9 protein-coding genes and 1 pseudogene are annotated in these 12432 nt (G+C 42.5%); 1 reads left to right on the forward strand and 9 read right to left on the reverse strand.

Annotation, left to right across the window (positions count from 1 at the left end):
• A pseudogene (locus tag ACFFAP_RS29040) lies at positions 1-1017 on the forward strand (filamentous hemagglutinin); the annotation flags it as partial.
• Between the two features lie 96 nt (positions 1018-1113).
• On the opposite strand, the gene ACFFAP_RS29045 reads toward ACFFAP_RS29040, so the two are convergent.
• From ACFFAP_RS29045 to ACFFAP_RS29085, 9 genes are all read right to left on the reverse strand, one after another.
• Positions 1114-1395 carry a hypothetical protein gene (locus tag ACFFAP_RS29045; RefSeq protein ID WP_375514480.1) on the reverse strand — a complete coding sequence of 94 codons (282 nt, stop codon included), beginning with the start codon at positions 1393-1395 and terminating at the stop codon, positions 1114-1116.
• A gap of 51 nt (positions 1396-1446) precedes the next feature.
• Positions 1447-1674 (reverse strand): hypothetical protein, encoded by a 228-nt coding sequence (locus ACFFAP_RS29050; protein ID WP_375514481.1) that lies wholly within the window; start codon positions 1672-1674, stop codon positions 1447-1449.
• A 148-nt stretch (positions 1675-1822) separates the two neighbouring features.
• Positions 1823-2122 (reverse strand): WGxxGxxG family protein, encoded by a 300-nt coding sequence (locus ACFFAP_RS29055; RefSeq protein WP_375514482.1) that lies wholly within the window; start codon positions 2120-2122, stop codon positions 1823-1825.
• A gap of 507 nt (positions 2123-2629) precedes the next feature.
• Positions 2630-4687, reverse strand: a complete 2058-nt coding sequence (locus ACFFAP_RS29060; protein ID WP_375514483.1) for a protein kinase — start codon at positions 4685-4687, stop codon at positions 2630-2632.
• Between the two features lie 426 nt (positions 4688-5113).
• Positions 5114-6166 carry a protein kinase gene (locus ACFFAP_RS29065; RefSeq protein WP_375514487.1) on the reverse strand — a complete coding sequence of 351 codons (1053 nt, stop codon included), beginning with the start codon at positions 6164-6166 and terminating at the stop codon, positions 5114-5116.
• 586 nt (positions 6167-6752) lie between these two features.
• On the reverse strand, positions 6753-8987 hold the full coding sequence (locus tag ACFFAP_RS29070) for a glycoside hydrolase (RefSeq protein ID WP_375514484.1): 2235 nt from the start codon (positions 8985-8987) through the stop codon (positions 6753-6755).
• A 116-nt stretch (positions 8988-9103) separates the two neighbouring features.
• Positions 9104-9340: a NifU family protein gene (locus tag ACFFAP_RS29075; protein ID WP_375514485.1), complete on the reverse strand. Its 237-nt coding sequence runs from the start codon at positions 9338-9340 to the stop codon at positions 9104-9106.
• Between the two features lie 462 nt (positions 9341-9802).
• Positions 9803-11566: a sensor histidine kinase gene (locus ACFFAP_RS29080; protein WP_375514486.1), complete on the reverse strand. Its 1764-nt coding sequence runs from the start codon at positions 11564-11566 to the stop codon at positions 9803-9805.
• Positions 11567-11737: 171 nt separating this feature from the next.
• Positions 11738-11974 (reverse strand): hypothetical protein, encoded by a 237-nt coding sequence (locus tag ACFFAP_RS29085; protein ID WP_109006978.1) that lies wholly within the window; start codon positions 11972-11974, stop codon positions 11738-11740.
• Positions 11975-12432 lie beyond the last annotated feature (458 nt).

Below are 12432 nucleotides of genomic sequence, written 5' to 3' on the forward strand. Positions count from 1 at the left end.
TTCTCGTTACGAGATGGCGCTCAACTTTCTGCTGAAACTTCGGGACTTGGGAATGCAGGCACAATTAAAGTTAATGCTGCTAAAGTCACCATTTCTGGCAAGAGTTCTAACTTGAACATCAGCAGTGGCTTGTTCGTTAACTCCCAAAGTCCGACGGGTACTGCTGGAAATATTATCGTCACCTCACCTAGAGTTACCCTAGACAACAGTGGCACACTCAACGCCCAATCTGCATCGGGTAACGGTGGCAATATCAACTTACAAACTGATTTACTGCTTCTGCGTCGTGGCGCTCAAATCTCTACCACCGCAGGCACAGACAAAACTGGTGGTAATGGTGGCAACATCACCATCAATGCCCCGTCGGGCTTCATCGTTGCCGTCCCAAGCGAAAATAGCGACATCACTGCTAATGCTTACACAGGCAGTGGTGGAAGAGTAAATATTCAAGCCTTTGGTATCTATGGCATTCAACCCCGCTCTAACCCAACTTCTCTTTCGGATATCACTGCTAGTTCTGAGTTTGGTGTAAGTGGCACCGTAGAACTTAACACGCCGGATATTGACCCTAACAGTGGCTTAGTTAACTTGCCAACCGTACCAGTTGATACCCAAGTAGCACAGACTTGTCAAGCTGGTGGAAATTTAGCTAAAAGCAGTTTTACAATCACTGGACGCGGCGGCTTACCACCTAACCCAGGTGAAGCTCTTAACACTGATGCAGTGAAAGTAGATTTGGTGAGTCTCAATTCAAACAGTGATAACCGCGATCGCTCCTTTATTCCCAGCAAAATAACTACCCCCGCACCAGAACGCATCATAGAAGCTACTGGTTTGGCGCTAAACGAAAAAGGGGAAGTCGTGCTGACAACAAATCTTCCCACCACTACGCCTCATACTCCTTGGTTGAAGCCTGCATCTTGCAGAGCAATTCGTAATACTTCGGCTACCTCGACTTACTTCGACTACGCTCAGTACAAGTCGCTCGGCACAAGTACGCTCAGTACAAGTTCGTAATGACGCTCGCGGACTCGCTCATAGCGTTGCTATGCCGTTGGCGTTGCCTCTCGAAGAGAAGGCTTTACGCTGCACTAACCTAATTTACAGCAGAATTCAAGTATTTGAACCACATCTATCGTAGGGGCACAGCATTGCTGTGCCCCTACCGCATGGTCTATTTACCTGAAAATAGCTGTAAGATTCGTCAGATTGCAATCTGGTTTTTTTTTGATCAACCTGCAATGCGATTGTTTTGGCTGACAATTCGATTGTTTCGACTAACAATGCGATTGTTTTGGCTGACAATTCGATTGTTTCGACTAACAATGCGATTGTTTCGACTGACAATGCGATTGCATCGACTGACAATGCCATTGCATCGACTGACAACGCCATTGCATGGACTGACAATGCGATTGTATCAACTGATGAATTATATTGTATAAATTATCGCCTAAAAGATATCAAATGGGTTCTATAAGCAAACTCTATTGATTCTCCTACTCCCAAAGCATCATAGAAACCCACTGCAAATTCAATAGCAGCGCGATCGCCAATGGCCTTTGTCATACCAATAATATAGTTAATATCTTGAGCGATCGCCTTTGCCTGTTCCTCTGAATCGCAACCATTCAACACTACACACTCAATCTGATTGGCAAATAGTTTAAACAAGCCAGCTAAGGCAACTCCACTTACTAACTTGGATTGTCCTCACTCCCCAAAATTTGAAGTCATGTATACACACGAACAAAGCCTGCATCGGCAGGCTTTGTTCGTAATTATCTTTAGGACTTATACGAAATTAGAGCGCAACTTATTATTAAAAGTTAGAACGGGAGCCAGGGGAGCCTACTGCATTAGGGTCACGATAAGCTATATTATCATCGGCTTTGCGGCTCTTGCGACCAAATAAACCAAATAAACCGAGCAAGCCCAGCAAACCCCAATCGCCATCCCGATAATTTCTGTCGGTAGCAGCGCGATCTGTAGTAGTATTTGTAACGGTTCCATCAGTAGTGCTTGTTGTCTGAGCAGAAGCAGGCAGAACTGTAGGCAAGGTAGCCAAACTTAGAGCTAGAGCAGTACTTCCGAGAATTTTGGAGACATTAAACCGTTTCACGATCAGATTCCTCAATTGAATTGCTGCAAGTAATAGTTAAAGTATATTTTGTTCTGACATGGACAGCATCAATCTTTAGCCGCAAATATAAATCCGCTTAAAGGTACATTAGTGAGCGAGTAAATAAGCATTTTGGTATAGGTTATAGCAATCCGATTTGATTCGGTGAATTACTCGTAGAGACTCAATACTTGGGACTCAATACTAGGAAGAAGGAATAAAGGTGTACTGAGTTTTTTTCACGCAATCAAATATGAGTCCTATATATTACAGATAATGGCAAATTATGCAATAGTAAAGTTCAGCGATCGCATTAAAATAAGCTAGATTCCAGAAGGAAGAATTTTTTTTTTAAATAGAAAATTACGTCTTTAGGGATGACAGATGCTGATAATTGAAGGCAATATTTATGCTGGGAGCGAATAGAATTGTGAACCTGTATTTTTCTGCTCCAAACTATCGGCAAATGTTGTACTGCATCTGAATCAAAACCGCTATAATTTCTCCTCACTGAGACAATTGCCAAATCTTAATAGTATTGTCTTCACTACCACTGACAAGGGTCTTGCCATCAGGGCTGAAGGCTACGGATGTCACAGTGTTGGTGTGCCCCGTCAATGTCAGAATTTCTTCTCCTGTGGCTGAATTCCACAATTTGATGGTGCGATCGCGGCTACCACTAGCAATAATTTTACCATCGGCACTGAAGGCTACGGATGTGACAGTGTTGGCATGTCCCGCAAGTGTGTGAATTTCTTTTCCCGTAGTTAGATTCCAAAGTTTGATGGTGCGTAGGCGTAGCCCGTCGTAGACATCGCGGCTAGCACTGGCTAAAGTTTTACCATCTGGGCTTATAGCCACGGCTGTTACTGTTTGATAATTTCCCTCCAGTGTGCGGATTGAGTACCCTTTTGTCAGATTCCAGATTTTGATAGTCTTGTCAAAACTGCCACTGGCAAGAATCACACCATTAGGGCTAATAGCTAGCGATCGCACCCAGAATGTATGCCCTGTCAGTGTGCGAATTTGCTCTCCTGTTGCTAAATCCCAGATTTTGATGGTGTTGTCATCACTACCACTAACCAGAGTTTCGCTATCAGCACTGATGGCTAAGGCATGAACTGAGTCAGAATGCCCTGTAAGAGTGCGAATTTGCTTTCGCTTTACCAGATTCCAGACTTTGATAGTGTCGTCATCACTACCACTAACCAAAGTTTTTCCATCTGGGCTGATCGCTACCACATTCACCTGCTGAGAATGTCCATCGAGTGAAGAGATTTGTTTACCGGTTGCGAGATTCCAAAGTTTGATTGTGCGGTCGCCGCCACTACTGACAATGGTTTTGCCATCGGGGCTAATAGCAACAGATAAAACTGAGTTTCCATGCCCTTGCAGAGTGTTAGCTAAGGAAACCTTACCCAAAGTAATCTTTAGTGGTTGACCTAAAAACGCTTCATCTTTGCCAGAATTATTATGCTGAGTCAGCCGAGAAACCAAACTGGTCTGAATCCGGCGAAAATGTTTATACCAAGATTCTTGGAATCCAAACAACAGAATCAAAGCACTTACCAAGATTAAAATTCTCAGTAAGGGATAACTTTTTGGTAAATCTGGTGCTTTAGTTGGTGGTATTTTTCCAGAGGATTTCCCGGCTGGTGGTAGCGCGAGGAGTTGTTTTGGACTCAAATCTCTAAGAACTTCATCGGCTGACTGGTAACGTTCATGGATATCTTTTTTCAAAAGCTTGTCGATGACAAAATCCAACTCAGGATTTAACGGACTCCGCAAATATTCCCGCCAATTACTCACCCAGGCGTACCCAGATTCCATCCACAACTGAAAGGGGGAATTTCCCGTTAGCAGATGAAAGCAGGTAGCCCCCAAACCGAACAAGTCACTGGCGGGGAAAGCTTTACCATCTCTAATCTGTTCCAGAGGTGAATAACCATGTGAACCAATGGATGTGCCAGATTTCTGCTGAACTTTGGCGGTGAATTGCTTTGAGGAACCAAAATCAATCAGACTTAATCGCCCATCACTTTTATTGCGGATAATATTTTCTGGCTTGATATCCCGATGAATGACTTTGCGATCGTGGATAAATTTGAAGATGGGCAGTAAATCTAGCAAAATAGATTGAATTTCCCTAGCGTTATAAGTCTTGCGCTGTTGCAACTCCTTTAATAAATTCTCTCCATTGATAAACTGCTGCACTAAATATAGGCAGCCGTCTTGCTCAAAGTAAGCTAGCAAAGTCGGAATTTGGGGATGTTCCCCAAGGTCTTGTAGTCGCTGCGCTTCTTCAGCAAACAACTCCATCGCTTTTTTTTGCGACCAAGTTCCTTGAAATTTTGGAGCTAATTGCTTGATAACACAACGTTCATTGAGTTTATCGACATCTTCTGATAGATAGGTTCTGCCAAAACCCCCCTCATCTGAAAGGACTCGGATGACACGAAAGCGATTTCTTAAAAGTGACACCAATGGGGTGCTACAACTTTGGCAAAACTTCTTTCCATTGGGATTCAGGGGATTTGAGCAATCGGGATTTAAGCAGCAGATCATGATCTGACAGGCGCGACTGCATGACAACTTAGGCTAAGTTTGCCCCGAACTTTCCCTTAAGAAAATTGACTCTCGCTTACTCGTGGTAGAAAACCCTGTTCTGGGGATTGGGGAATTACTTAATATAGTTAGCGTTTGTAAATAGTAGTCAGTCTTCCTCATTTGTGGAAAACTACGAGAGCCATAAGATTAATTATTCTCTCGATTATATAATAATTTGAATAAAAATTTTTTCGGAACTTTTAAACCTAGTAATTTTGCTTGTATATTGGCAAGCGATAACGTACTAAGTATTAAAGATAAACCCTGATTAATTAACCATCATGACTATTAAATGTAGTTAAAATGCTTACTAAATTTGTTTTTGATATTTTAAATCACCCATGATTAATTGTTAATTTGATACTTTAGGCTGTGCGACCTTGTTTACTTCGGTCTTGCTCTCCATTTCCGAATAGCACTTGCAGTTCTGGCGACAGGTGGTATATATACATCAGGAGTTTCGTGAGAATTTCCGTGTTGTGCAATACTTTTATTATTTAATTTTTGGGTAGTTAGACAGTCAGTCAAAGTAGGCAAATAGCTTTCATGACCTAAAGCTTTTATCACTTCATCGGCAGTTTTAAACCGATCAGTTAACGAAATTTTTACCATTTTTCCTAAAATCTGGGCGAAACTATTGCTAATATTTACCTCTTTTCGCCAGCATATTTCACCAGTATTTGCGTCGTAGTCAAATTCTAAAGGACTTTTAGCAGTCAACATAAAAATACAAGTTATACCCAATGCATAAATATCACTGGCATAAACTGGACGTAGAGAAAACTGTTCTGGTGGTGCAAATCCCCTGGTTCCGATAAAGTTGGTGTTTGCAACTTGATTAGGAGAGTTTTCACAAGCATCAGCTAATTGCTCTTTCACCGCCCCAAAATCAATCAGCACTACCCGTCTGTCATACTCACAGCGCAATAAATTCTGGGGCTTAATATCCCGATGAATCACATAATGTTTATGAAGATACTTTAATACAGGTAATAATTCTTGCAAAAACTGTTTAACTGAGGCTTCACTTTTGGCCCCAGTTTGCCGCACTTCTCGTGCCAAAGTCAAACCTGGTATGTATTCTTGAATTAAAAAAAACTCTCCATTCGCCTGAAAGTAGTCTAATAGCATGGGAATTTGCGAATGACTACCGAGTTGCCCCAAGGTTTTTGCTTCTTTTTCAAAGCGCTTACATGCCCTTTGCCAGCTTTGAGGATTAGTCACTTTCGGACAAAGCTGTTTAATAACACATAAAGGATTCCCAGGTAATACAGCATTTTTGGCTAAAAACGTGACCCCAAATCCACCTCTACCTAAAATTTGCAATATTTCATAGCGATCGCCAAATAGCTTCTTGGAACCACACATCTGACCAAGTTGAGTTTGCTGTAAAATGCTCTCTTGAGAATTCGTTATTTTCTGAGAAAAGCGATCCATTAGCATAGAATATCTGTTCTGAAATGTTTCTAATCTTACGACAAATATTCCTTGGTTACAGTAAGATTACTGCAACTTTGCCAAATCATCAAAGTTTTTCAAAAAATAAAACTAAATTTTTGTAGAAATTACAGATTGACAAACAAGATTCAATATGCACAAAAATCCTTTGCCACAAATGAATCGGCTGTAGGGGCGTACATCTGTCATTTGTCTAAACTTACAGCAGTTTTCATCTATTTGAACCACATCTTTTGTAAGGGTTTAGCAATGCTAAACCCCTACCGCGTGGTCTATTTACCTGAAAATAGCTGTAAGGTAAAAGCCAGTCCATAACAAGCTTTTAGGATTGTCTCTTTCTCTGTGTTTTCTCTGTGCCTAATAAGGTTAAATAAAAGACTTTTTAACCGCCCAGACGCAAAGAAGCCAGTGCGCCTTTGCGGTTAAGAGACTTGTTCGCGCAGCGTCTCCCCGAATCCCAAAGGGAGAGGCTAGCGCCAAGGGAGAAGCAACTGGCGCGGCGCAGAGAGAAAAAAGAGATTTTACAAGTCACCTTGAAAGGGCTAAATACCAGACCTATTGAGTTCTAAGGCACTTCAATGGGAATCAAAGCATTTTCTGGTAAATAATTGCAAAAACGCCCTTCATCTGCAAGCACCAAAATTAAGCGCAAAGGATAATCTGGCGGAACTTGCAAATCTGCCCACGGTACTGCCAACTCTAAACAACTATTTAAACCTACTTGAGCGCGACTGAAACGGGGATGCCATTGATAATTGTCTCCAGCTTCGCGAAACTGAATCGATTGCGTCAGCAAGTTAACTTCCAGAAGATGATGGAAAAGGTAATTAAGTGGCGCTGCATCTGGTACATCTGCCAAGGGAACTGGGCTATTGATCATCGTTTTTTCTGGATAAAACCACAGCAAATTCAACTCTGCTGGTAAATCTTGCCCTGGCGCAGCCCCACTTTTAAAGTCCAGCCGCAAATAGAAATTCAGGTGATCCACCCCATACCAAAGTCGCTGGATAACACTGCTATTGTGCATCGTTCCCCGCGCCCCGCCTATTTCTATGCGTCCAGCTTTGTCCCAATCTTGTTCATCACCCCTGCCATCGATAACGGGATGGATAAACCCTTGTGGGGTGTGGTTTCCCTGTGCTTCGTGGATTTCCACTGGCTGCTTGAGATACGGCGGTACAGGTTCATTTAATGCCTTGTAAATGCCAAACAAGTGTTCTCGAAACAATTGATCAAAGATGGCATCCTGATTTGAGGAGTGTCCTGCACCAAACCACCAAAACCAGTCTGAACCTTCTGCGGCATACAACGCTTCCCATGCTTCTGGGTTGTTTTCTTCCGTCGCTTCAGGATGACTTGCCAACAGATTTCTAGCTTCTGTCAGATAATCCCAAGCACGATTTTTGGCGGGATCGCCGATCCAAGTGGTGAAGCTGCCATCCACCCAAGAACCACTATGTAGTTGTTCTCCGGGAATGGTAGCTGTGGCTGGAAATTCTTCCAGAAATTCGGAGACTGTGACGAGTTTGAGGCGGGGTTCATCGCTCAAACTTTGATATAAAGCTTCTAAGAAGGGTTTACCGTCTTCGGGATAAAATTCCCAGCAATTCTCCCCATCCAAGGCGATGGTAACTAGCCAAGGTTGTTCACTTTGACTTTCTCTTTGCATTTTAGCGATCGCTTGCAAATGTCCCACTAAATCCGCAGCTGCCTGCTTTGCTGGCATCGCGCTATAAGTAAAGCCAATCAAATCTGATAATCTGTGGTCACGAAATACAATTGACAAGTCACCCTCTGCGGTTTGCAGGCGATAGGGTCGATACAACACTTCTGGTTGCTGTACATTCCCTGCCCCATCCCGATGAAAAAAGTGTTTCAGCGTCCACCCCAAGACGGCTTCATCTGAGCATATCCACTTAAACCCTTGGTTAATAATATGTGGAAGTATCTGTGGACTTACTGACTGTTCCGAAGGCCATAAACCACGAGGTATCTGTCCAAAGCGGTCTTTATATAAGTTCCAAGCTTTCCGCAAGTGGCGGGGAATATCTTCTGACCACTGAAAACGCTGCTTAGGTAGCGTCATATTAGGCACAGCTACTCGACCAGAGTTAGTATCAGCTAACAAGGGTAAAATCGGGTGAGTGTAAGGCGTGGTGGTAACTTCTAGCTGCCCCGCCTCCTGCATTTTTCGATGTTGGGGGATAATGCGGCTGAGGATTTCTCGCTGTTTGGAATAAATGCGCTGGCGATCGCTTAAAGTAAAATTTCGGCCCTGTTTTAACCAAGTAGCAATTTCCGGGTCATCCCAAAACAGAGGATCGATCCAAGCCAAATTGTGCCAAGCTAGCAAATCACCATAATCTGGCAATTCCCAATTTGCTAAACACCAAGCTTGCCCATTTTCCTGCCTTTGCTGGTACAACTCGGCATAACGGGGATGAGGGTCAATCAGAGTATGGTGATTGGCATCGAAAAAGTGTTGGATAATAAATTCACGCTGCTGCTGAGTGAGTTGTTCATCCGGTGTCAAACTGGCTGTGAGGTAAGGGTCAAAAGCAGTGCCAGCAATATAATCTTCAAGTTGCAATATCAGCGATGGAACTAAATTCACCGTTTGGTGTAACTTAGGATACCGCTCTAAGAGCAATACCAAATCCAAATAATCTTTAGTCCCATGCAAACGTACCCAAGGAAGTCGGTACTGCTGACTAGAAGATAGCGAAACGCCGCTGCCAGGAGATTTGTACAGCGGCTGATGTTGATGCCAGATAAAAGCAATGTAAAGAGGATGGGACATAGCGACTGATTAGGGGTTAGGGATTGGGGATTAGAAATTAGGAATTAGGTATTAATGATAAATTATGAATGAAAAAATCCATTCTTCCCCAGTCCCTAATCCCCAGTCCCTAGTTTCTAAACTACTTGCTCAATTTCTGTAATTTCGGGAATCATTTCCTTTAAGCGGCGTTCAATACCCATTCTCAGAGTCATTGCAGAACTGGGACAAGAACCACAGGCACCTTGGAGGCGCAGTTTTACAATAGGCCCTTCGAGTTCTACGAGTTCCACATTGCCGCCATCAGACATGAGATAAGGGCGCATTTCATCTAAGACTGTTTCAACGTTATCAATTGTGAGTGTGAGTGTCATAGTTTTAGACCTGCTAAGTTAATGATGGGGATTGGGCATGGGGCATTGGGCATGGGGCATTAGGCATTGAATAAGTAATGATCTCTGTGCCAGATGCGCGGTTACTCATTAACCATTATCCAAAATTTTATTTTTCAGCTTTGTTAAATCGATCCTAAATCTAATTGCCGCTAGATTGTCAGGTGTCAGTTTTTAATGACTTTTGACTAAACCACTGCTGGTTTTAGCAACTTGATATTAGATTAGCTGAACAATTTGTCGTGCAAGCCCTCCTACTCTACTTTAGCGGTTAAAGTCCTGAAGAGAACGCCAAGAGGTGAGGACAAGGAAAGTTTTTCCCAATACCCCATGCCCAATATGCTTATTAAATAATAATTACTAAAAAATTTTAAAGTTTAAAACTCAAAATTCAGTACTGGTAATCTTCCAAATGACCAATGACCAATGACCAATGACTAATGACTAACATTCAGCACTGTTTGTTGAGTCGCCATCATTAGATGAAACCATAACTGGTTGTTGATATAGTGGCACGGTGAATGTGACTGTTGAACCAAGTCCTTCGCCCAGACTATAAAAATGTACCTCGCCGCCCATTGCCTCCACTAGCTTTTGGGATATTGCCAATCCTAAACCTGTTCCGCCGTAGTGGCGAGTGCGGGAACCATCCACCTGAGAGAATAATTGAAACAGTTTATCTTGTTTGTCTAAAGAAACACCAATACCAGTATCTGCTACACGTACTTTCACCATCCCAGGAAACTGCTGATCTTGAAAGTTCGCCTTTTTGAGCACTAAATCGGCGCTGACGGTGACACCACCCTCATGGGTAAATTTGATGGCATTACCTACCAAATTGAGCATCACTTGTAGCAACCGTTGATAGTTGCTTTGGACAATGATTTCATCAGAGGTAGGAGGCATTTGCATCTGGAAGCTAAGATTTCTCATTTCTGCTTGGGGACGCATGAAATTTTCGACATCATTGAATAGCTCATCTAGCTTGACTGGAGCGTAAGCTAGCTCCATTTTGCCAGCTTCGATTTTAGCGATGTCCAAAATGTCGTTGATAATATTCAGCAGATGTATCGATAAGTGGTGAGCTTCTGACAAAAACTGGTTTTGTTCTTCTGGATCATCTGCCATCCCTTCCAAAATCAGCTTCAAGAAGCCAATCATGCCATTGAGGGGGGTACGAATTTCATGGGATACATTAGCTAGAAACTCGCTTTTGAGGCGGGAAGCTTCTTCAGCTTTTTGACGCGCTACTTCTAATTCTTCATATAAAGTAGCATGAGCGATCGCAGTTCCCAATTGATCTGCTGCTTCTTTTGCCAGTTCTAATTCTGATTCTGATAATGTGTAGCATTCATCCTGCCAACTCAAGGCAACCAATCCATTGGCCTGGTCTTGATAGCAAGTTGCAATCACCAAAGTTTTCTGCCGCCCAGACTGTGCGTATCCAGGCACTTCCATTACAACTGGTTCTAGGGTTGCCAAAGCTTGAGCAAAGGCAGGCTCTGAAGCTATATCTATTTCTAAGCCAAGCATTGATTTGAGTGCTGCCTGGTGATACTCAGCCTTCACCTCCACTTTTGAGCTAGACGGCTGATAAGGACAAATAATACAGCGTTCTAGCCGCAGTGCTTTCCCTAAACTATCAACTGTTTGCTGCCAAATAATATCTAAATCCAATGTCCGGCGGATATTTCTGGTAATGCGATTTACCAGTTTTTGGTGTTGCTGTGGACGTAAAGCCAACTCTATTTGTGTGGGCATTTTTGATGCCACAGGCACTTGTTTTTTGTTGAGTGTCGCTTGCACTAACCGTCCCATCACTAAAACTATTGTGGCAGTCGTTCCCAAACTCGGCATAATCGGACTAATCACCAATTCCAACTCAAATAATTCCTGGTGGTAGCTAAACCAACACAGAAACCTTTCTGGCACCAAACTTGTCAAAATTCGGTGCAATCGTTCCAAATAAGTAACCTTATCCACCGGGACAAAAGTTTGGGTCTGGTTCAGCTCGTCAATTATTTTTTCGGTATTTAACCCCAGGAGTTCGCTGTGCTGCCAACAAAAGGTCAGATAGCGCCCTGCTCCATCTTGTGTATACACCAACTCGGCTCCTAGAGTTGCTAATGAGCCATCAGTCTTACTGGTAATAGATTCCAGATTTTGGGAAAATACATTTGACAATTGGGAATTGGCAGTAATAGTCATTAATTGAGTTGGATAGACAAAGGGTATCCGACCGTAATTTTACTAAAGCTGCTCAAATTTTTGCATAAATTCTTACAGCTTTTTCGTTTTTTACTGAGTATTTCTTAGTGATCTAAAACCCAGATTGACAAACTTCACTTTTTAACTTGCATTGACAGTTGATTAATAGCGTCAATCATTCCATTCACCCCGAGGAGGAACGGGTTTACGCACAGGGGTACGCGTCAGTTCGTCATCTCTAAGGATTTCACCCCGCAACCATTGGCGAATCGCCACCTCAATCACTTTACTTGGGTCGTTGGTGAGATGCTGAATTTGCTCTAGTAGCTCGGAGTCCAGGCGGACAGCAATTTCTACCTTATCGGCTCGTGTGTTTTCCGCTTCGGTAGTTTTCTCTTGCATATTCATAGATTTGATATACTCTGAATTGTTTTTGTCTAAAGCTTTGTAAAGTAGTTATATTCATCATTTGGGCTAATTAACTGAAAAATCTTCAAGGGGACATTTAGATAGTTCCCTGAAATAGCACCAAAGTAACAGCTTTAAGTTTCAAATCGCATTTTTCATACAACTTACTAGACAATGGCTTTAGAAGTTTTGCCGAGAAATCAGTGATTATGGGTAATTACAGGTGGTAATTATCCATGATCCCTACATATCCCTACATGTACTTATTTACATTTATTGTACGCTCCTAGCTGTTGAATACTAGCAGCGACAAATAGACTTTCATAATATTCTTAAAAGTCCACCTATTTAGATCAAAAGTTAAAGATGGGGTGAAGAAGGGACTAGGGATTGGGGACTGGGTATTGGGTATTGGGTATTGGGTATTGGGGACTGGGTATTGGGTATTGGGTATTGGG

Source organism: uncultured Nostoc sp., assembly GCF_964245575.1.
Lineage (GTDB): Bacteria > Cyanobacteriota > Cyanobacteriia > Cyanobacteriales > Nostocaceae > Nostoc.